Source organism: Streptomyces sp. KMM 9044, assembly GCF_024701375.2.
Lineage (GTDB): Bacteria > Actinomycetota > Actinomycetes > Streptomycetales > Streptomycetaceae > Streptomyces.
Window position 1 is genome coordinate 2,303,890 of sequence record NZ_CP113910.1, and the last position, 20,116, is coordinate 2,324,005.

A 20,116-nucleotide genomic window follows, 5' to 3' on the forward strand; every position below is an offset into this window, starting at 1 on the left:
CCGACCGGGGTGGGCCGTGGGCGGCGTCGTGGGCGGCCGGAATCGAAAGCGGGTGTACATGAGCGAGTGGCAGTGGCAGTTGAGCGGGCGGTTCTCCGGTTCGGACGCCTGGATCCCGGTGGCCAGGGGGCGGAAGCCCGCCGTCCTGATCCCGCACGCCCGGTGGGAGCCGATCCCCGGCGCCGGGCGTCTCGTCCAGGAGCATGCGCCCGCCGAACTCGCGGCTGTCCTGGGCTCGTTCCTCCGGAACGTGTTCCGCTGATCCAGGGGCGTTGGTCCAGGGCCGTGGTCCCGGGGCGCGGGTGGGGTCAGGTCCGGGGGCGGGAGGTTGCGGTTCCGGTTTCGGGGCCGGCCCCTGCGGTGGGGTCCGTCGTCGCCTCGGGCGGGGCCGGGGCGGCCACGGAGGTGATCTCGATGTGCTCGCCCCGCCGGGCGCGGGTGTAGAACCATCGCGCGTCGTCGACGCCCAGGCCCAGCCAGCTCGTCCTGGCGTCGAGGGCGCCGAGGGACCTGGTGTCGAAGGCGAGGGCGCCCGCGTAGGCCGGGGCCCCGTCGCCGGTACGCAGCTCCACCACGTACGGGACCTTGGCCTCGTAGGCGTTACCGGCCTTCGCGTCGCTCCGCAGCAGCATGGCCTCGTGCTTGGCCCACACGGTCAGCCGGTGGCCGTGCGGCAGCGGAGTGGCGGCGAGGTACGAGTTGACGCGCATGACGCGGCCGCCGACCGTGAGGGTGTGGCGGCCCAGGTCGAGGACGGCCTCTGCGGTGCCGGCCGGCCTGCCGGCCGCCGCCTCGGGTGCCCGGGGGCTGGACGTCGGCGTGCCGGTCGCCCGGGTGCCGGACGAGGTGGCCGGGGTGTGCCGCGAGTCGTGGCCGGGCTCCTCGGCATGCACGGTGAGTCCGATCGTCGCCAGCATGCCGGCCACCGAGGTCGCCAGGCCCAGGCGGACGGTGGCCCGGCGACGGTGGGAGCGGCGGCGTGCCCGGGTGCGGACCTCGGCGGCCGGCGTGGGCGGCGGGGCCTCATGGGCTTCCGCCAACTCACGCAACACGGTCGCGAGTTCATCCGACACGGCCGCCCTCCCTCCAGACCGGCTCCTCGGCCTCGTCCACCGCCAGCTGTTTGGCCAGTGCCGCCCGCCCCCGGGACAGCCGGGCCTTGACCGTCCCCACGGGTGCGCCGGTCTCGGAGGCTACCTGTTCGACACTGAGGTCGCACAGATGGTGAAGAACGACCGCCATGCGCTGGGTCTCGGGCAGTTCGCGCAACGCGGCGACCAGCGCGGCGCGTTCGGGGCCGGGGCCGGGGGTCGTTTCCGGCAGCGCGGAATGGCGCACCAGCTCCAGCCAACGGCGTGCGCGGCGCCAGCGGCTGACCGCGAGGCGCATGGCGACCGTGCGTACCCATGCCTCGGGTGCCCCGTCGGCCTGAAGCACGCGGCGCCGGTCCCAGGCCCGTACGAACGCCTCCTGGACCACGTCCTGAGCCTCGCCCAGGTCCCCCGTGAAGGCGAAGAGCTGCCCGGTCAGACGGGGGAAAGCGGCCGCGTAGAAAGCGTCGAACTCGTCCTCGGTCATGCCCTCCACCGGTATCCGTGAATGTGCCGTGTGACCGGCTGCCTCCTCATGCACACAGGTCCAACAGATCACGCACATGGAAGCACAGCCCTGAAGGAAGACGCGGAACGCCGGTCCCGGGATCCATCAACCGCCATGTGAGTGAACATCTTTTCGTCGTCGCGCAGTCGGCCGTAGTCACCCGCGGCCGTCTGCGGCCGGGGCAGGCCGAGCGTCCGCGCGCTCCGGCCCGTCTTCGCCGTGGCCGTCCCCGAGGCCCGGTTCGGCGACGAGGCCGTCGGCGTCGGCTCCTTGCCGCCGTTCCTCCTGCATCTGGCCCGCTCCCTCCTCCTCCCCCCGCGAAGCACGGGCCGCACGGACGTCGTTCTCCGGGGCCGCCATCAGGTCCAGGACCTTGCCGCCCCGCTCAGAGCCGTGCCCACGTGTTCCGGTCCCGTGCCATCGCGTGCAGGGCCTCCACGTCCGCCGGTTTCAGTACGCCCCCCAGGCCGCCCAGGCGCTCCACCTCGCCGTCCGTCAGGACGCGCACCTCGCGCGGCGGGGTCCTCACCGTCACCTGCGACGCTCCGGCCAGGACAAGTACCGGACGGACCTCAGCGGTCAGGGCGTACGAGACCCGGTCGGCGTCGGCACGGACGCGGCGCAGCAGGGGGTGCGGCTCACGACGGCGGCCGACGGTGACCAGGGGGTCGGCGACCGTAACCCGCTGCCTGCGGGCGTACACGGCGTGTACGGCGTACAGCCCGCCGGGGCCGATCGCCAGGTGGTGGACGCGGTCGCCGCCGGGGAGCGGGATCGAGTGCAGGGTGCGTACGCCCAGGCCGTCCATGCGGTCCAGCACCTCGCCCACCGCCCGCTCCGCCTCGAGAGCCCGGTGGCGCGGGTCGGCGCGGAGGAGGCGGGCCGGGCCGGGGTCGCGGTCGATCGCGACCAGAAGGGCCTCGCCGGGGCGGTTCGGGGCGAGGTCGTCGTCGGGGTGGAGGGTGAGTCGTGCCAGCTCGGCGGGGGTGGGGGCCAGAGGCGGGCCGACCGAGACCGGGCCGGTGAGGAAGGGGCCGAGTGCTTCGAGCACCTCCGCCTCCCGGTCCTCGCCGAGCAGGTTGACCCTGGCCGCGTCACGGTCGTACCAGGCGATGTTCCCGCCGTCCGGGAGAGAGACGTACAGCCGCTCCTGGCCGTGCCGCCAGGCCGGTACGACGCGCAGACCGTTCATGCACCATCACCCCGTCTTCCATGGGAACAGGCGGGGTGCTCCAGGGGCAAGAACCCGGCTACCTTTGGGAGCACGTGGACGGTGATGCCGGGGAGGCACCGTTGCATACCCGCAGGAAGCAGCCCGACGTGCCGGCACCGGACACTCCGTGGGACGAGATCGCACCCGGTCTGTGGATGGGCGGTCACCAGTTCAGGGCCCGGACCGGGCAGCTGGAGTCCGTTTCGGTGCGCCAGGAGTTCGATCTCGTACAGACGCTGCTGCGGCTGCCGGGGCACGGGCCGGCCCCCGGGGTCGGGCACCATGTGTGGGCGATCCCGGACGGGCCGCTCGACGGAACCCACCTGCTGGGCGTCATCCGGCTCGCCGAGGCGGCGTGCGAGGCGCTGGACGACGGGCGCAAGGTCCTCGTGCGCTGCTATCACGGGTACAACCGCTCCGGACTGGTCGTCGCGCACGCGCTGATGCGCCGGGGCAGCTCCGCCGAGGAGGCGATCCGGCTGATCCGGGCCCGCCGCTCGGTCTGGGCCCTGCACAACGACCTGTTCGTCGACTACCTGCGGGCCGGACTGGCGACGGCCCGGCTGCTGGAGGAACTGGCCGAGTAGACGGACTGCCGTCCCCGATGGCGCACCAGGGCGGGCGGGGGCGGAGGGGTGCTCCTAATGTGGCGATTAGTCACCTTCGGCCCTCTCGCCCCCATGTGGAGGTACTTCATGTCACGCCACTCCCCGCGCACGCCGCGCTCGTCGCGCTCCCCCCTCCTTCGCCGTCTGCCCATGACGCTGGCCGCCGGCACCCTGGCGCTCGCGGCCGCCGTCGCCCCCGCGGTCGCCGTCGCGAACGACACTCCGGACAGCGGCGGCCAGTCGGACTGGAGCCAGCAGGGCGGCGGCAACGGCGACGGCGGCGGCTCCCCCCAGCAGGGCGGCAACGACGACTGGGACCAGCAGTCCGGCGGCAACGGCGGCAACGGCGGCAACGGCGACTGGGACCAGCAGTCCGGCGGCAACGGCGGCAACGATCACGGCAACAACAGCGGCGGAGGCAACGCAGGCGGCGGCGACGGGGGCAACCATGCCGGCGGCAACCACGGCAACCGGGGCGAGTACAAGGGGGTCGTCACGACCGATTCGCTCGCCCTGCGCACCTCGCCGGACCGCGGTTCGAAGGTCATCCGGTATGCCCACAAGGGCGATGTCGTCTCGATCTACTGCAAGGTGGGCGGAGACGACGTGCAGGGCAACCCGCTCTGGTACCTGCTCACCGACGGCACCTGGGCCTGGGGCCCCGCCCGCCACATCGACAACATCGGGCCCGCGCCACGCTGGTGCTGACAGACACAGCACCCAAAGGGGAACATATAGGTAGGTTCCGGGCATGAGCAAGGCCGGAATCTCCCTGGCGACGGCTGATCCGCCCACGCCCACCGCTCCCCTCTCCCGGCGCCGTGGCGTCGAACTCGCCCTCATCGTCCTGGCCGTCCTGCTGTCGGTGTACGGCTACTGCGCCGTCGGCTACGCCAGGAACGGCTCCGTCCCGCCCGGCGCCGCCGGTTACGGCGCCGGGCTCGGTGTGCTCGCGCTGGTCGCGCATCTGACGGTGCGCTTCCGGGCGCCCTGCGCCGACCCGCTCCTGCTCCCCATCGCCGTCCTGCTCAACGGGCTCGGCCTGGTGCTGATCTACCGGCTCGACCTGGAGACACCGGGCGACGAGGCCGCCCCGACCCAGCTGGTGTGGTCGACGCTGGGCGTGGCGCTGTTCATCGCGGTCGTCCTGCTGCTGCGCGACCACCGGGTGCTCCGGCGCTTCACCCGCGTGTGCGCCGTCTCCGCTCTCGTCCTGCTCACGGTGCCGATCTTCTTCCCCTCGGTGAACGGAGCCCGGATCTGGATCCGCGTCGCCGGCTTCTCCATCCAGCCGGGTGAGTTCGCGAAGGTGCTGCTCGCGGTGTTCTTCGCCGCGTACCTGGCGGAGAACCGGGGCGCGCTCACCTACGCCGGCCGCCGGTTCTGGGGGGTGCAGTTGCCCACCGGGCGGGTGCTCGGGCCGATCGTCGCCGTGTGGCTGGTGAGCGTGGGCGTGCTGGTCCTGGAACGGGACCTCGGCACGTCGCTGCTGTTCTTCGGCCTGTTCGTCATCGTGCTGTACGTCGCCACCGGCCGCACCGGCTGGCTCGCCGTAGGGCTGCTGCTGGCATCGCTGGGCGCGGTGGCCGTCGGCCGGCTGGAACCCCACGTGCACAGCAGGATCGAGACCTGGCTGCGACCGTTCGCCTCGATCGAGGCGGGCGCGGGCCCGAACCAGCTGGCGCAGTCCCTGTTCGCCTTCGCGGAGGGCGGGCTGCTCGGCACCGGTCTGGGGCTCGGGCACTCCGTACTCATCGGCTTCGCGGTCAAGTCCGACTTCATCCTGGCCACGGCCGGCGAGGAACTGGGGCTGGCCGGGCTCTCCGCGATCTTCCTGCTGTACGGGCTGCTGGTGGAACGCGGCTACCGGACGGGCCTCGCGCTGCGCGACCCGTTCGGCCGACTGCTCGCCGTGGGGCTGGCCGCGATCGTGGCGCTCCAGGTGTTCGTGATCGCGGGCGGGGTGACCGGGCTGATCCCGCTGACCGGGATGGCGATGCCGTTCCTGGCACAGGGAGGTTCGTCGGTGGTCGCCAACTGGGCGATCGTGGCGCTGCTGGTCCGGCTGAGCGATTCGGCACGCCGTCGGGGGGACGGACGTTCCCGGTGCGACGGGGCGAACGAAGGGGCGGGGTCATGACGCGGTACATCCGGCGTGCCGCCGTCTTCTGCGCGCTGCTGCTGTTCGCCCTGCTGACGAACGCCACCCGGGTACAGGTACTGCATGCCGATGCCTACGCCGACAACCCCGCCAACCGCCGTGACACCATCGCCCGTTACCACCAGCCGCGCGGCGACATCCTGGTCGACGGCCGCCCCGTCACCGGCTCGCGGGACACCGGCGAGCACCTGCGCTACGAACGGACCTACACCGACGGCCCGTTGTACGCGCCGGTGACCGGCTTCGCCTCACAGGAGTACGGGACGACCCTGCTGGAGCACACGGAGGACGCGCTGCTGGCGGGCACCGACCCGCTGCTCCAGCCGCTGCCGCTGTGGAACGACTTCACCCGTTCCCGCAACGCGGGCGGCGACGTCGTCACGACGATCCACCCTGCAGCCCAGCGGGCCGCGTACGAGGGACTGCGCTCGCGCAAGGGCGCGGTGGCGGCGGTGGAGCCGTCAACCGGCCGGATCCTGGCACTGGTGTCCGTTCCGTCGTACGACCCGGAGCCGCTGGCCGGGAACGGGGCGGCGGCGCGGCGGGCCTGGGCCCGGCTGAACGCCGATCCGGACAAGCCGATGCTGAACCGGGCCGTGCGGCAGACGTACCCGCCGGGGTCGACGTTCAAGGTGGTCACCGCGGCGGCGGCGCTGGACGCGGGTGTGGTCACCGACCTCGACGAGCCGACGGACTCCCCCGACCCGTACACCCTGCCGGGGACGACGACACGGCTGACGAACGAGTCCCGCGGCTGCGCGGACGCCTCGGTGCGGGAGGCGTTCACCTGGTCCTGCAACACCGTGTTCGCCAAGCTGGGGGTGGCCACGGGCCTGGCGGACCTGGCGGCCACGGCGGAGGGCTTCGGCTTCAACGAGGAGGGACTGCGGGTGCCGTTCCCGGTGGCGCGCAGCACCCTCGACACCACGATGGACCGGGCACAGGTCGCACTGTCGTCGATCGGGCAGTACAACACGCGGGCCACTCCCCTGCAGATGGCGATGGTCGCGGCGGCCGTCGCCGACAACGGGAACGTGCGGGAGCCGTACCTGGTGGAGCGGACCACCCGGGCGGGCGGCTCCACGGTGGCGACGGCCGCCCCGGGGCAGCCCCGGCGGGCCATGCACCCGTCGACGGCGCTGCGGATGCGAAAGCTGATGCGCGCGGTGGTGGAGGAGGGCACGGGCACGAACGCCGCGATCCCCGGTGCCGTGGTCGGCGGCAAGACCGGCACGGCCCAGCACGGGATCGGCAACTCCGGTACGCCGTACGCCTGGTTCGTGTCCTGGGCGCAGGCCGTCGGGGACGCGGCGGCGAAGGTCGCGGTGGCCGTCGTGGTGGAGGACGCGGCGGCCAGCCGCCGGGAGATCAGCGGCGGCGGCACGGCGGCGCCGATCGCGCGGGCGGTGATGGAGGCGGTGCTGAGGCCGTAGGCGTCACTCGCGGACCACCTCGCGGATCACCTGCCGGGACGGGGACTGCCGAATCCCGCCCCCCGCGCCTACGGTTCGGCCCATGACGGAAGCCGCTCCCGCGTACGCACTCGCCCAGGTCAACATCGCCCGGCTCAAGGCCCCTCTGGATTCCCCGCGGCTGAAGGACTTCGTCGACAACCTCGGCCCGGTGAACGCGGACGCCGAGGCCGCCGACGGCTTCGTCCGGCGACTGCAGAGCGAGGAGGGGAACGCCGCCGATGTGGCCGTCTTCGACGATGCGTGGCTGATCCTGAACATGACGGTGTGGCGGGACGCCGACACCCTGACGGCGTACATGTACCAAGGGCGGCACCGGGAGATGCTGGCGCGGCGCAGAGAGTTCTTCGAACGGGTGCAGGAGGCGATGACGACCCTGTGGTGGGTTCCGAAGGGACACCGCCCCACGGTCGCGGAGAACGACCTCGACCGCGATCACGACATCCTCCGGCCGGTACCAGGTCTGGCCTGGTCCGGTGCCGGCGTCCGCCCGGAACACCAGAACACCGGGCTCCGGTCGATTGCGCTGGTTGAGCTTGACGGTCATCGCACGGAGGACGTCGAACTCGTCAGGCACCTGAGCAAGCAGGGCATTGTCCAGCAGGCGGATGACACGTGAGTGGAAATTGGTCTGCGGACTCACGAAGACAAGGCTCCCGTCGATCAGCTCCGTGTGCGGAGGCAGATTGGGAAGCCTGTCGAGGTCGTCCGCCGTCCAGCCGTCCTGCGGCGGACGCGGCCACTGGTAGTCGTCGTCCGACTCGGACTCGCGTACGGCGCTCATGGTTGCCCCCATGCGCTGGAGTCCGACCCGCGCAGTCAGCCTACCCGGGGTGAACGCCGATTCGCCGCTCCATGAGGTGGGCCGGGGCGTGCGCCGTTGACACTCGCCCCAGGTAGATCATCTGTCAATAAGACTCGCACGAGGGATTGACGGGCTTACTGACAAGCGGTCTCATAAGTTGAGTGACCGCCGGTAACCCCTAACGCCCGCGAGGTGGAACCACCATGACGGCCCAGCCCCTGACGGATGCCGACGCGATCGACGGGCTGCGCGACGCGCTCGGCCTGCTCAAGGACCGGGAGCAGGTGGCGCAGCGGCTGCTCGACGCCTCCGCCAAGCACTCCGTCGACCCGGACGAGGAGCTGGACTGGGACGCGCCCTTCGAGGAGGGCCTGTGGTTCTGGCCGCCGGAGCTGGTCTCGCTGTACGGCACCCCGCTGTGGAAGCGGATGAGCGAAGAACAGCGCATCCGGCTGTCGCGGCACGAGGCGGCGGCGCTCGCCTCGCTCGGCATCTGGTTCGAGCTGATCCTGATGCAGCTGCTGGTGCGGCACGTCTACGACAAGGACGCCACCACTGCCCATGTGCGGTACGCGCTCACCGAGATGGAGGACGAGTGCCGGCACTCCATGATGTTCGCGCGGCTGATCACCCGCGGCGGGACACCGTGGTACCCGGTGAGCCCGCTGCACCAGCACCTGGGACGGCTGTTCAAGACCATCTCCACCACGCCCGGCTCCTTCACTGCGACCCTGCTCGGCGAGGAGGTCCTGGACTGGATGCAGCGGCTGACCTTCCCCGACGAGCGGGTCCAGCCGCTGATCCGGGGCGTCACGCGCATCCACGTCGTCGAGGAGGCCCGGCATGTGCGCTACGCCCGCGAGGAGCTGCGGCGCCAGATGGTGACCGCGCCGAAGTGGTCGCAGGAGTTCACCCGGGTCACCTCCGGCGAGTTCGCCCGCGTCTTCTCGGTGGCGTTCGTCAACCCGGAGGTCTACACGAACGTCGGGCTGGACAAGCGGGAGGCCGTCGCCCAGGTCAGGGCGAGCGGACACCGCCGGGAGATCATGCAGCAGGGCTCGAAGCGGCTCACCGACTTCCTGGACGACATCGGTGTGCTGCGCGGGGTCGGACGACGGCTGTGGAAGTCGTCCGGACTGCTGGCCTGAACACCACCGCCCCACACCCGCCAAACGGCCCACCACCACACGGCGGAGCCGCACACCGACACGACCTGGACGACATCGGCGTGCTGCCCGGCACCGCACGACGACCGCGGAAACCATCCGGACCGCCGGCCTGAACACCACCGCCCCACACCCGCCAAACGGCCCACCACCACACGGCGGAGCCGCACACCGACACGACCTGGACGACATCGGCGTGCTGCCCGGCACCGCACGACGACCGCGGAAACCATCCGGACCGCCGGCCTGAACACCACCGCCCCACACCCGCCAAACGGCCCACCACCACACGGCGGAGCCGCACACCGACACGACCTGGACGACATCGGCGTGCTGCCCGGCACCGCACGACGACCGCGGAAACCATCCGGACCGCCGGCACAGGGCTCGGGCAGGGGCAGTCGGCACACACCCGAGCAGCCGCCGGGGGCGGGCGGTTACGCTGCGGGGCATGACTCCGCCGGCCCCCACCCCCGCCTACCGGCGCCTCGGCGTCGAGGAGCGGCGCAGTCAGCTGCTCGACGCCGCGCTGTCCCTCTTCGCGCACCGCGCACCCGACGAGGTGTCGCTGGACGACGTGGCGGAGGCGGCCGGCGTGTCGCGGCCCCTGGTGTACCGGTACTTCCCGGGCGGCAAGCAGCAGCTGCACGAGGCGGCGCTCCGGTCCGCCGCCGACGAGCTGCGGGACTGCTTCGACGAGCCCCGCGAGGGCCCGCTGCTGCTCCGGCTGTCCCGGGCGCTCGACCGGTATCTCGCCTTCGCCGACGGGCACGGCACCGGGTTCAGCGCGCTGCTGCAGGGCGGGAGCGTGGTGGAGACCTCCCGTACGACCGCCATCGTCGACGGGGTGCGCCGGGCCGCCGCCGAGCACATCCTCAGTCATCTCGGGGTCGCCGAGCCGGGGCCGCGGCTGCGGATGACCATCCGGATGTGGATCACCGCCGTGGAGGCTGCCTCGCTGATCTGGCTCGACGAGGACAGGCCGCTGCCCGTCGGTGAGCTGCGGGACTGGCTCGTGGAGCAGTTCCTGGCCGCCCTGGAGGTGACCGCGCGGCGTGACGCGGAGACCGGGGTCCTCGTCCGCACGCTGCTGGTGGACGGCTGACCGGACGGCCGGCCGGCGGGCACCCTGCGCGGGGGCATGGCCGACACTGGTGCCGTGAAGAGACAGGACACCCCCTTCGAGGGCGGGCCCATGGACGGGCGCGTCCTGCCCGTGCTGCCGGGCATCACCGGGCACCCGCCCAAGACGTACCGCATCCCCGTCCCGGCCCCGGGCGGCGGCCCGCCCACGGTGCTGGTCTACCGGCGCGTGCCCCGGGGGCGGAGCAGCCGGCTCGGCCTGACGCAGGGGTGGAAGTACCTGTACGACCCGGACGGGGCGGCGACACCCGGCCGCCCGAGGTGGCCGTGGTCCGGGCGCACCCGCGGTCCGGCCGCCGATCCAGGCGCCACGCCGCGCGGCAAGCCGGACGACGCCGACGGGTGACGCTGTTGCGCCGAACCGCGCACACCCGGCGAGCGGGCCCGGCCGGGTCGCCGGATGCTCACGGGGCGGAGCGGAGGAGCCGCCCGCGTCGGAGGTGATGGCGTGCCAGGAATGCTTCTGCGTCTGGTGTGTACGGCGGCGGTCGCGGCCGGAACCGTTCTCGCACCGGTACCCGCTACGGCCGCTGCGGACCCGTCGGGAGGTACCGCGGCACGGGCTCCGGGGGCCGGGGTGTCCACCGAGAGGGCTCAGCCCGATGACCGGTCCGTCGCGGAACTGCTGACGGATCTCCAGCGGCTGTACCGCGAGGCCGGGAAGGCCACCGAGGCCTACAACGCCACCGAGGAGCGGCTGGCGAAGCAGCGCGCCGAGACACGGCGCCTGGACCGTGCCCTCGCCGCCGCCCGCCTCTCCCTGCATGACAGCCGGGGCGCTGCCGGGCTGCTGGCCCGGCAGCAGTACCAGAGCAGCACCGGCATCTCCCCGTACGTACGACTGCTGCTGGCCCGCGATCCGCAGCGCGCGCTCGACCAGGGACACGTGATCGGGCGGCTGGCGCGCAACCGGGCGGACACGGTGGGCCGGCTGACCGGCAGCGAGCAGCGTGCCGACGCGCTCGCCCGGCGGGCCCGCACGGCACTCGACGACCAGCTCGCCCTCACCGAGCTGCGCGGGAAGCAACGCGCCGCGGTGCACGAGCGGCTCGGCGAGGTCGAGGAACTGCTCGCCTCGCTCACCCCCGGCCGGTTGGCCGCCCTCGCGGAGCTGGAGCGGACCGAAGCGGCCGAGAAACAGGCGGAGTTCATGGCGTCCGGTGCCCTCGGCACGCCAGGCGCTCCCGGCGCCCCGGGCGGTACCGGCGCCCCGGGCGGTACCGGTACCGGGCGCACGCCCTCCGCTGCGGGCGACCGGGCCCTGCGGTACGCGGTGGAGCAGATCGGGAAGCCGTACGAGTGGGGCGCCGAGGGTCCGGAGGCGTTCGACTGCTCGGGGCTGACCTCCGGGGCGTGGGGGACGGCCGGGACGCAGGTGCCCCGGACCAGCCAGGAGCAGTGGGCGCGGCTGGACCGGATCCCGCTGGACGAGCTGCGACCGGGTGACCTCGTCGTGTACTTCCCCGACGCCACGCATGTCGCCCTCTACCTCGGCGATGGCATGGTGGTGCAGGCCCCCCGGCCCGGCGCGCGGGTGAAGGTCTCCCCGATCGCGGCCAACCCGGTCCTGGGCGCCGTACGCCCCGACCCGGACGGGAAGCCCCTGCGGCACCATGTGCCGCCCGAACTCCCCGAGGGGGCGACGGAGGGGCCCGACGAGGGATACGCACCGGCTCAGGACCAGGACCGGGGCCTGCCCTACGCCCCCACGGCCCCCGGGACCTCCGCCAGGTAGGCGCCGGCCTTCTCCGGGTCGTAGAGGAAGTTCTCGAAGTCGGCCGGGTTGTCGAAGCCGTTGGCGAACCGGTCGGCGACGGGCTGGAGGCCGCCGGTGGCACCGAGGACGTCCAGGACGTGCTCGGGCGGCGGGGCCAGCATGGCGGTGGTCCACTTGGTGACGTGCCGGGTCATGTCCCAGTAGCGGTCGAAGGTCCCTCGCATCCACGCCTCGTCGAACGGGGCCTCGCCGTGCTCGACGATGGAGGCGAGGGTAGGAGGCCGTGCACCGGGACGCGGAGTTGGAGCCCTGACCGGTGATCGGGTCGTTGGCCACGACCACGTCGGCGACGCCGAGGACCTTGCCGCCGCCGGGCAGGGTGCCGACGGGGTGGCGGACGGTCGGGGCGTAACGGCCGGCGAGGGTGCCGCCGGCGTCGGTCAGTTCGACCTTGGTGGCCCGCGCGTACTCCCAGGGAAGGAACCTCTCCATGAGTTCCCGGGTCAGGGAGAGGTGCTCCGCCGGGTCCTTGACGTCCTTGAAGACGTCCAGCGGGCCGCCGGGTACGCCTTCCCAGAACAGGATGTCGGCGCGGCCCGAGGTGGTGGACGTCGGCATGATGAGCATCTCGCCGACCCCGGGGACGAGGTTGCAGCGGACGGCCTCCGTCTCCGGGTGCTCCGGACGCGGGGCGAGTCCGTGGACCTAGGCCACCGCGAGGGCGCGCTGCGGCTGCGCGTACGGGGAACGCGAGGCGTCCCGGCCGAACATCCGCACGAGCTCGCCCTGGCCGGCGGAGACGAGCACGAGGTCGTACGTACGGGAGAAGTGGTCCAGGTCGCCCACGGCCGCGCCGTGGATGACCAGCCGGCCGCCGCGCTGGGCGAACGTCTCCATCCAGCCCGCCATCTTCACCCGCTGGTCGACCGACTGCGCGAACCCGTCGAGCCTGCCCAGCCAGTCGACCGCGCGCTGCGTGGGACCCGGGTCGTGCGAGCCGGAGGCCGCGACCGAGACGCCGGTCCCCTGGATCCTCGGGGCCCGGGACTCCCAGAAGCTCAGCTGGAGATCACGCTCGTGCTGCACCGTGTGGAACATGCACTGCGTCGACATCACCCGCCCGGTGCGGATCTCGTCCACGGTCCGGTTGGACATCAGGGTGGCCTCGTACCCGTGCGGCTGGAGGCCGGGGGCGAGCTGGAGACCGGACTGGCCGGCTCCGACGACGAGTATCTTCCGCATACGGGGTCTCCTCGCTGGACGAGGGCTTCGGCAGCCGAACAGAGGGCTCCCGGACTACTCCGGGGTTTCCTCGAGCGCGTGACCCACCAGGGACAGGAGGGTCTCGATGACCGAGATCCGGCGCCGAGCGTCCATGATCATGACAGGTATGTGGGCGGGGACGGTGAGCGCCTCCCGCACGTCGTCCGGCTCGAACAGCTCGGTCTCGTCGAAGTGGTTGACCGCGACGACGTACGGCAGTCCACAGCTCTCGAAGTAGTCGAGCGCCGGGAAGCAGTCCTTCAGCCGGCGGGTGTCGGCCATGACGACCGCGCCGATCGCGCCGCGCACCAGGTCGTCCCACATGAACCAGAACCGCTGCTGACCGGGGGTGCCGAAGACATAGAGCACCAGGTCGTCGTCGAGCGTGATCCGGCCGAAGTCCAGGGCCACGGTGGTGGTGAGCTTCTCCGGCGTGGCGCTGAGGTCGTCGGTCCCCGCGCTCGCCTCGGTCATCAGCGCCTCGGTCTCCAGAGGCCTGATCTCCGAGACGGTGGTGACCAGCGTGGTCTTGCCGACGCCGAAACCGCCGGCCACCACTATCTTCGTGGCGACGGGGGCGCGGGTACGGTCCGTCTGCCAGGGCAGCAACGGCTCGTCGTCCTCGACGAGCGAGGTGACGCCTCGAGCAGCGTCAGAGACGGCGGAGTCCACTCAGCACCCTTTCCAGCAGCGCGCGGTCCGGGCGGCCCGTGCCGTGGCCGGTTCCCGTTCCGTAGACACGGATCTTTCCCTGGTCCACGAGGTCACTCAGGAGCACGCGGACCACACCGAGCGGCATCTTCAGCAGCGCGGAGATCTCGGCCACCGTTCGCATACGGCGGCACAGTTCGACGATGGCCCGCAGTTCCGGCGTCACCGTCGACTTCAGCGAGCCCTTCGGCAGCTCCTTGCGTTCCTCGGCGGCCTCCAGATCGGCGGTGCTCGCCACGAACGTCTCGACGAGGAGTACGTGCCCGAAGCGGGTACGTCCGCCGGTGAGCGAGTAGGGGCGGACCCTGGCGGGTTTGCGGTCACCGCCGCGGACCGGGAGGTCCTTCCTGGACTTACCGCTCAACGGGGGCTCCCGGGGGACTCGTTCTCCAGGGACTTGTTCTCCAGGGACCGGCGCAGCTCGCTGCGGAGTTCGGGGGTCAGTACATGGCCGGCCCGGCCCACGAACAGGGCCATGTGGTACGCCACCACGCTCATGTCGCAGTCCGCGGAGCCGTGCACACCGAGCAGCGAGCCGTCGCTGATCGACATGACGAACAGGCTGCCCTCGTCCATCGCCACCATGGTGTGCCGGACCGGGCCGGAGTCCATCAGCTTGGCGGCGCCGACGGTGAGGCTGCCGATGCCGGAGACGACGGTGGCCAGATCGGCGGCGGAGCCGCGCGGGCCGGTGCGCCCGCCGGCCCGCGCCCGGGGTGCCCCGGCGGTGCGGGCGCCCTCGGGCGAGTCCGTCCGGGCCATCACGGGATCGGGGTCCGAGGAGAGCAGCAGCAGGCCGTCGGAGGAGACCACGGCGACCGAGAGGATGCCGGGGACCTCCTCGACGAGATTGGTCAGCAGCCAGTGCAGGTTGCGGGCTTCACTGCTCGGTCCGAAGGTACTCGGCGCGGTCAACTCGTTGCCTCCTCGACAGTGCCCCCCGTGGCTTCTTCGGATGGGGCGGTGGACGGCGGCCGGTGCGGTCCCGCCTCCTCCCCGATCTCCACCTCGACGTCCCGGCGTCCGGCGTCCGCCCCCCGGCGGAAGCCACCGAGGCGGCGGCGCAGGGTGTCGGCGTCCACCGAGCCGGTGCGCTGGCGAGGGGCCTCGACGGGTGCGGTGATCTTCGGTGTGCGCTTGGGCAGGCCCTTGTCGGTGACCGGTTCCGGCGCCTGCTGCACCGCTCGCTCCGCCGCCGGGCCGTCGGCCGCACGCGTGTCCTCGGCAACGGAGGGGGGGGCGGGGTCGGGGGCGGAGTCACTCACGGGCGCCGACGCGGGCGCGGGCCTGGCCGGCGACACGGGCCCGGGGGCGGCTGTGGCCTCCGGGGCGGCCGTGAGGTCGACGGCCGCAGAGGTGTCGTCGACCGGGTGACCGGGGTGGGCGGCCGGGGTGTCGGCGCCGGAAGTCCCGGCAGGTCCGGCGATCTCGGTGGCCGGCCGTGCGGGCTGGTCGTCGGCCGGCAGCGCGGGCGCCGGGATCAGCAGCTCCATGGTGGTCTCGACGGGCCGCTCGTGCGTCGTGTCCGCGGGCTCGCCGGCGCCGTGGACGACGTCGGCCGCTCGGGCCCCCGCCTCCGAGACACCGTCCCGCACGGACTCCCCGGCCTGCTCTGCCACGGGCACGTCCGCGGGCTCGCCGACGCCGTCGACAGCACCGCTCGCCCCAGGCCCGTCGGCCGCCCCGTCCGTGCGCTCCAGGGCGTCGTCCCGCACGGACTCCCCGGCCTGCTCTGCCACGGGCACGTCCGCGGGCTCGCCGACGCCGTCGACAGCACCGCTCGCCCCAGGCCCGTCGGCCGCCCCATCCGTGCGCTCCAGGGCGTCGTCCCGCACGGACTCCCCGGCCTGCTCTGCCACGGGCACGTCCGCGGGCTCGCCGACGCCGTCGACAGCACCGCTCGCCCCAGGCCCGTCGGCCGCCCCGTCCGTGCGCTCCAGGGCGTCGTCCCGCACGGACTCCCCGGCCTGCTCTGCCACGGGCACGTCCGCGGGCTCGCCGACGCCGTCGACAGCACCGCTCGCCCCAGGCCCGTCGGCCGCCCCGTCCGTGCGCTCCAGGGCGTCGTCCCGCACGGACTCCCCGGCCTGCTCCCCTGCGGGCTCGGCGGCGGGCTTCCCGGCCGGCTCGTCGTCGGCGGGCTCCTGCTGCTGTACCGCCTGCTCCGCCAGGGCGACCAGCGGGTCGCCGCCCTCCGCACGGTCGTGCAGGACGTGGGAGCTGGACTCCGCGTCGGCGCCGGGCAGGGTGACACGGGGCGAACCGTCGGCGACGGTGCCGGAGGCCGGTACGGCGCCCGGGGCGGCGGCCAGCAGGGTCGTGGGCAGGACCACGACCGCGGCGACGCCGCCCTGCTTCTGCTCCCGCAGCTGCACCCGTACCCCGTGCCGCCGGGCGAGCCGGGCGACGACGTACAGGCCGAGCCCGAGGCCGCCCTCGCCCTCGTGCTCGTAGGGCGCCTGAGGGTCGAAGTCGGACAGACGGGCGTTGAGCCGCTCCAGCCGCTCCCCGGTCATGCCGATGCCCTCGTCCTGCACGGAGAGCATGACCTCGCCGCTCTCGAGCAGCCAGCCGGAGGCCTCGACGGGCAGGTCGGGCGGGCAGAACGAGGTGGCGTTCTCCAGGAGTTCGGCGAGCAGATGGCTGAGGTCGTCCGCGGCGAACCCGGCGATGTGCGCGTGCGGCGGCAGTGCGGCGATGCGGACCCGCTCGTAGCGCTCGATCTCGCTGACCGCGGCCCGTACCACGTCGACGAGCGGCACCGGCCCGGCCGAGTGCTGGACGTGTTCGGTGCCGGCGAGGACGAGGAGGTTCTCGCTGTGCCGGCGCATCACCGTGGCGAAGTGGTCGAGCTTGAACAGGGTGGCCAGGCGCTCCGGGTCGTCCTCGCGCTCCTCCAGACCCTCGATGACCCCGAGTTGCCGTTCGACCAGGCCGAGGGTGCGCAGTGCCAGGCTGACGAAGGTGCCGCCGATGCTGCTGCGCAGCTGCTCCAGGTGGGTGGCGGACTCGGTGACCTGGGTGCGCAGCTCCTCGCGGGCGTCGGCCATCCGCTGCCGCTGCGCGACGAGGTGCTTGCGGTCGGCCTCCAGCGTGGTGATCCGCCCGGCGAGCTGCGCGGCGTGCGCGTGCAGGGCGTTGACGGAGCGCACGACCTGGGCGAACTCGTCGTTGCGCCCGGTGAACGCGACCGGCTCCTCGCTGCTGGGGTCCTCGGCGCCGGCGAGCCGGGCGGAACCGCGGCGCAGCACGGACAGCGGACGGGTGAGGGTACGGGCCATGGCGGTGGCGACGCCGACCGCGAGCAGCAGGAGGGCACCGAGGAGGGCGACGCGGACCTCCAGCGCGGTGACGTCGTCGTCGCGCAGCTGGGCGAGGTCCTTGGTGCGCTGGTCGAAGAGGGCGGACTCGACTCCGCGCATCGCCTCGACGCGGGCGGTGAGCGCGGCCGCCAGCTTCTTGGTGCCGGTGGAGAGTTCCTCGTCGGAGAGGGTCGGCTCGTCGGTGAGGTTCTCGAGGTACTTCTCGGCGGCGTCGACCTCGGGCCCGGTGACCGTGGAGTCGTACGAGGCGCGGGGGGCCTTGGGGGCCGTCTCACGGAAGTCGGCGAGCGCTGCGTCGGAGCGCAGGCGGGCCTGGAGGGCGGCGGCGGTCAGCGCGTCGCGCCGCTCGGCGTCGGCGTCCGACGTGGAGGTGGACGTGCCGGGCCGACCGGTGACGGGGTCGATCACGGCCTGGGCGGTGCTCGGCACGTTGAGCGCGGCGAGCAGCAGTCCTCGGGTGGCGGCGGCCTGCTGGACGGCGGTGTCCAGCTCGGCGAGCGCGTAGGAGCCGGAACCGGCCCGGGGCGGGGTCTCCTCCGCGAGCTGCTCGGCGAGCCGGTGCAGCTGGGTGATGGCGGTGGAGTACGCCTGGTGCGCCTCGAGCGGGCTGCTCTTGCCGGTGAGCGCGGCCCTGCGCAGGGCCGCGATGGCGTCGAGGTCCTCGCGCAGCGCCTCGGGGGTGCCGGTGTCGGCGCGCAGTTCCTCGACCTGCCGGTCGACGCGGGTGCTGTGCTGCTCGGTGGGCGCCTTGTCCTCGTCACGGCCGGCCGCGACGTAGGACGTGACGTCGTCCCGCTCGTCGGCGAGCGAGTGCGCGAGGGTGAGTGCGTCCTGGGTCAGCTCGGCGTGGGTCACCAGGTTCTGTGAGTCGCTCAGCTGCCCGGAGGCGGTGAGCAGGGACGGTGTCCCGGCGGCGGCGATCGCCGCGGCCACGACCGCGACGGCCACGATGAGCCGGTTGCGTACGTGGGCGGGGCGGCCCCTGCCGACGGCGGGCTGCTGCTCAGCGTCCCCCGTGGGGGACGTCTGCTTGCCTGTGCGACGAGGCCGCGTCTTCTGCACCGGTGCTCGCATTCCTGAACTCGTGTACCCGTGGGTCGGGGTGACGTTCCGTCAACAGGCTTCTGCGCCCTGCCCGTGCCGGGCGTGTACGTCCTGGCGGACGGCCGGTCGCGCTCGGGCAGCGAGACGCCCCCGTCACTCCCCGACCCTCCCAGTGCCCACGGGCACCGCACGCGCATCACCTGACCCGCCACTCGAAGGAGTGAACCCCGGAGTCGAGTTGAGGAGCAAGTCACGCGACCTCCCGCAGCAGCCCTCCGCGGCACGTCGGTTGGACGTCTGCGGCGGCCGGTGGCAGGATTCGCCGCCACGCGTTTTCGGAGCACTGCAACCCCGCCCAAACGCGGTGCCTGACCTGCGTGACTGTAGGCATCCGGTCAACGGTGACGGTCTCCTGGAGCCCTTGTGGAGACGTCGTGCAGACTGGCCGAATGCGTACGGAACTTGTCTCGGACCCCGGTGACGCGGACCGCCCCAACGAGGACTTCGCGAGCGTCGGGCTTCCGGCCTCCGGGCAGGGCGGTTCACTGGTCGTACTGGACGGGGTCACGCCGCCGCGCGACGGCACGGGCTGCCTGCACGCGGTCCCCTGGTTCACCGCGCGGCTCGGCGGGGCGCTCGCCGAACTGACCGTTTCCCTCCCTGATGTCCCCCTGACGGACCTGCTGTCCCGGGCCGTGTCCCGTACCGCCGGGGCACACGCCGGGACCTGTGACCTTTCTCACCCGCGAACGCCGCAGGCGACGGTGGTGCTGGCGCGCTGGTCACCGGAGTCGGTCGACTACCTGGTCCTCTCCGACTCCGCCCTGCTGGTCGAGTCCTCCGACGGCACGGTCACCGCGCTGCTGGACGACCGGCTGGCCCGGCTGCCCCGCTCGGCGCTGGCCACGGACGCGCTGGTGGACTCCACCGTGCGGAACAGGGAGGGCGGCTTCTTCACCGCGGCGGCCGATCCGTCGGTCGCGGCGCGCGCGGTCACCGGTACGCTGCCGCGCGCCGGGGTGCGCGCCCTGGCCGCGCTGACGGACGGGGCGACCCGCTGGGTCGAGAAGTTCGGCGAGGGCGACTGGCCCGACTGTCTCGCCCTCGTCCGCAAGGAGGGGGCGCAGGCGCTGGTGGACCGTGTCCGGGCGCTGGAGCGGGCGGACACGGAACGGGTGATGCTCGGCCGGAGCAAGACGCACGACGACGCGACGGTCGTGTACGTGGAGTTCTGAGCCCCGCGGGTTCCGAGGACCGGCCAAGGCCCCCGCTACTTCTCCATCCCCCGGTTCAGCTGGTGCAGCAGCCGGGCGAGTTCCGTGACCTCGCCCGGATCCCAGTCGGCGAGGCCGCGGGAGTAGCGCTCCCGACGGGCCTCGCGGACCCTGCTCATCCGGCTCCGGCCCTCCGGGGTGAGGGCGACCAGCCAGGCACGGCCGTCGGCGGGGTCCGGTTCGCGCGTGACGAGTCCGAGTTCCTCCAGGGCGTGCAGCTGGCGCGACATGGTCGCCTTGCCGACGCCGATGAAGGCGGCGAGTTCGGTGGCCCGCTGCTTGCCGCACTCGTCCAGGCGCACGAGCAGCCCGTACGCGGACGGCTCCAGGTCCGGGTGGACCGCGCGGGACATCTCCCCCTGGCTGGCCCTGGCCCGGCGCAGCAGCACGGTCAGCTCCCTTTCCAGGGCGAGGAATCCGGGCTGTTCCACGCCGCTGTCGGGTGCCTGGGACGAGGTGTCCTCGCTGTCGCCGTTTCCGCCTTCGTGCACGTCGGTCCCTGCCTCGGTCTTCCCGGTCGTCCGTGTTTCCGCCACATGGCGACGCCACTGGGGCTCCGCAAGTATTTCGCAGACGTGGGGCGCGGCAGTACACCGCCACCGGCCCGCCGGCCACGG

General features: G+C 73.0%; 19 protein-coding genes and 3 pseudogenes. 11 read left to right on the forward strand and 11 right to left on the reverse strand.

Features of this window, described 5'->3' with window-relative positions:
- Positions 1–58: 58 nt before the first annotated feature.
- Positions 59–262, forward strand: coding sequence for an alpha/beta fold hydrolase (locus HUV60_RS10130; protein WP_443047256.1), 204 nt, complete (start codon positions 59–61; stop codon positions 260–262).
- Positions 263–308: 46 nt separating this feature from the next.
- Here HUV60_RS10130 and HUV60_RS10135 read toward each other — a convergent pair whose 3' ends face one another.
- The 4 genes from HUV60_RS10135 to HUV60_RS10150 form a co-directional block, all read right to left on the reverse strand.
- Positions 309–1,073 carry a hypothetical protein gene (locus tag HUV60_RS10135; protein WP_257847742.1) on the reverse strand — a complete coding sequence of 255 codons (765 nt, stop codon included), beginning with the start codon at positions 1,071–1,073 and terminating at the stop codon, positions 309–311.
- Positions 1,063–1,578: a SigE family RNA polymerase sigma factor gene (locus HUV60_RS10140; protein ID WP_257847741.1), complete on the reverse strand. Its 516-nt coding sequence runs from the start codon at positions 1,576–1,578 to the stop codon at positions 1,063–1,065. The genes HUV60_RS10135 and HUV60_RS10140 overlap by 11 nt, the downstream gene beginning before the upstream one ends.
- Positions 1,579–1,755: 177 nt before the next feature.
- A complete protein-coding gene (locus HUV60_RS10145) occupies positions 1,756–1,959 on the reverse strand; it encodes a hypothetical protein (protein ID WP_269441166.1) in 204 nt (67 codons plus the stop codon).
- Between the two features lie 25 nt (positions 1,960–1,984).
- The gene (locus HUV60_RS10150; RefSeq protein WP_257847740.1) at positions 1,985–2,791 is read right to left on the reverse strand and encodes an NERD domain-containing protein; all 807 of its coding nucleotides are present in this window, start codon (positions 2,789–2,791) and stop codon (positions 1,985–1,987) included.
- A gap of 101 nt (positions 2,792–2,892) precedes the next feature.
- On the opposite strand from HUV60_RS10150, the gene HUV60_RS10155 reads away from it, so the two are divergent.
- The 5 genes and pseudogenes from HUV60_RS10155 to HUV60_RS10175 form a co-directional block, all read left to right on the forward strand.
- Positions 2,893–3,399, forward strand: a complete 507-nt coding sequence (locus HUV60_RS10155; protein WP_257847739.1) for a protein-tyrosine phosphatase family protein — start codon at positions 2,893–2,895, stop codon at positions 3,397–3,399.
- Positions 3,400–3,507: 108 nt separating this feature from the next.
- Positions 3,508–4,128 (forward strand): SH3 domain-containing protein, encoded by a 621-nt coding sequence (locus tag HUV60_RS10160; RefSeq protein WP_443047257.1) that lies wholly within the window; start codon positions 3,508–3,510, stop codon positions 4,126–4,128.
- A 43-nt stretch (positions 4,129–4,171) separates the two neighbouring features.
- Positions 4,172–5,560: an FtsW/RodA/SpoVE family cell cycle protein gene (locus HUV60_RS10165; RefSeq protein ID WP_257847737.1), complete on the forward strand. Its 1,389-nt coding sequence runs from the start codon at positions 4,172–4,174 to the stop codon at positions 5,558–5,560.
- On the forward strand, positions 5,557–7,014 hold the full coding sequence (locus HUV60_RS10170; protein WP_257847736.1) for a penicillin-binding transpeptidase domain-containing protein: 1,458 nt from the start codon (positions 5,557–5,559) through the stop codon (positions 7,012–7,014). The genes HUV60_RS10165 and HUV60_RS10170 overlap by 4 nt, the downstream gene beginning before the upstream one ends.
- Before the next feature lie 82 nt (positions 7,015–7,096).
- Positions 7,097–7,471, forward strand: a pseudogene (locus HUV60_RS10175) (DUF3291 domain-containing protein); the annotation flags it as partial.
- Between the two features lie 60 nt (positions 7,472–7,531).
- Here the strand turns inward: HUV60_RS10175 and HUV60_RS10180 are convergent.
- A pseudogene (locus HUV60_RS10180) lies at positions 7,532–7,849 on the reverse strand (Uma2 family endonuclease); the annotation flags it as partial.
- A gap of 212 nt (positions 7,850–8,061) precedes the next feature.
- Between HUV60_RS10180 and HUV60_RS10185 the strand changes: the two are divergent.
- The 4 genes from HUV60_RS10185 to HUV60_RS10200 all read left to right on the forward strand — a co-directional run bounded on the left by HUV60_RS10185 (position 8,062) and on the right by HUV60_RS10200 (position 11,902).
- Positions 8,062–9,006, forward strand: coding sequence for an AurF N-oxygenase family protein (locus HUV60_RS10185; RefSeq protein WP_257847735.1), 945 nt, complete (start codon positions 8,062–8,064; stop codon positions 9,004–9,006).
- A 469-nt stretch (positions 9,007–9,475) separates the two neighbouring features.
- Entirely contained in the window at positions 9,476–10,129 is a 654-nt protein-coding gene (locus HUV60_RS10190; RefSeq protein WP_257847734.1) for a TetR/AcrR family transcriptional regulator, read from the forward strand.
- Positions 10,130–10,183: 54 nt separating this feature from the next.
- Positions 10,184–10,513, forward strand: a complete 330-nt coding sequence (locus tag HUV60_RS10195; protein WP_257847733.1) for a hypothetical protein — start codon at positions 10,184–10,186, stop codon at positions 10,511–10,513.
- A 102-nt stretch (positions 10,514–10,615) separates the two neighbouring features.
- Entirely contained in the window at positions 10,616–11,902 is a 1,287-nt protein-coding gene (locus HUV60_RS10200) for a C40 family peptidase (RefSeq protein ID WP_257847732.1), read from the forward strand.
- On the opposite strand, the pseudogene HUV60_RS10205 reads toward HUV60_RS10200, so the two are convergent.
- From HUV60_RS10205 to HUV60_RS10225, 5 genes and pseudogenes are all read right to left on the reverse strand, one after another.
- Positions 11,866–13,126, reverse strand: a pseudogene (locus HUV60_RS10205) (styrene monooxygenase/indole monooxygenase family protein). The gene HUV60_RS10200 and the pseudogene HUV60_RS10205 sit on opposite strands and share 37 nt — an antisense overlap.
- Before the next feature lie 54 nt (positions 13,127–13,180).
- The gene (locus HUV60_RS10210) at positions 13,181–13,819 is read right to left on the reverse strand and encodes a GTP-binding protein (RefSeq protein ID WP_257847731.1); all 639 of its coding nucleotides are present in this window, start codon (positions 13,817–13,819) and stop codon (positions 13,181–13,183) included.
- On the reverse strand, positions 13,800–14,222 hold the full coding sequence (locus HUV60_RS10215; RefSeq protein WP_257847730.1) for a DUF742 domain-containing protein: 423 nt from the start codon (positions 14,220–14,222) through the stop codon (positions 13,800–13,802). The genes HUV60_RS10210 and HUV60_RS10215 overlap by 20 nt, the downstream gene beginning before the upstream one ends.
- A complete protein-coding gene (locus tag HUV60_RS10220) occupies positions 14,219–14,773 on the reverse strand; it encodes a roadblock/LC7 domain-containing protein (RefSeq protein ID WP_257847729.1) in 555 nt (184 codons plus the stop codon). Before HUV60_RS10220 ends, HUV60_RS10215 begins: the two co-directional genes overlap by 4 nt.
- A complete protein-coding gene (locus HUV60_RS10225) occupies positions 14,770–18,243 on the reverse strand; it encodes a sensor histidine kinase (protein WP_257847728.1) in 3,474 nt (1,157 codons plus the stop codon). The genes HUV60_RS10220 and HUV60_RS10225 overlap by 4 nt, the downstream gene beginning before the upstream one ends.
- A gap of 431 nt (positions 18,244–18,674) precedes the next feature.
- Here HUV60_RS10225 and HUV60_RS10230 point away from each other — a divergent pair, with 431 nt between their 5' ends.
- On the forward strand, positions 18,675–19,460 hold the full coding sequence (locus HUV60_RS10230) for a protein phosphatase 2C domain-containing protein (RefSeq protein ID WP_257847727.1): 786 nt from the start codon (positions 18,675–18,677) through the stop codon (positions 19,458–19,460).
- A 35-nt stretch (positions 19,461–19,495) separates the two neighbouring features.
- Here the strand turns inward: HUV60_RS10230 and HUV60_RS10235 are convergent, their stop codons facing one another.
- Positions 19,496–19,990 carry a MarR family winged helix-turn-helix transcriptional regulator gene (locus tag HUV60_RS10235; protein ID WP_257847726.1) on the reverse strand — a complete coding sequence of 165 codons (495 nt, stop codon included), beginning with the start codon at positions 19,988–19,990 and terminating at the stop codon, positions 19,496–19,498.
- Positions 19,991–20,116 lie beyond the last annotated feature (126 nt).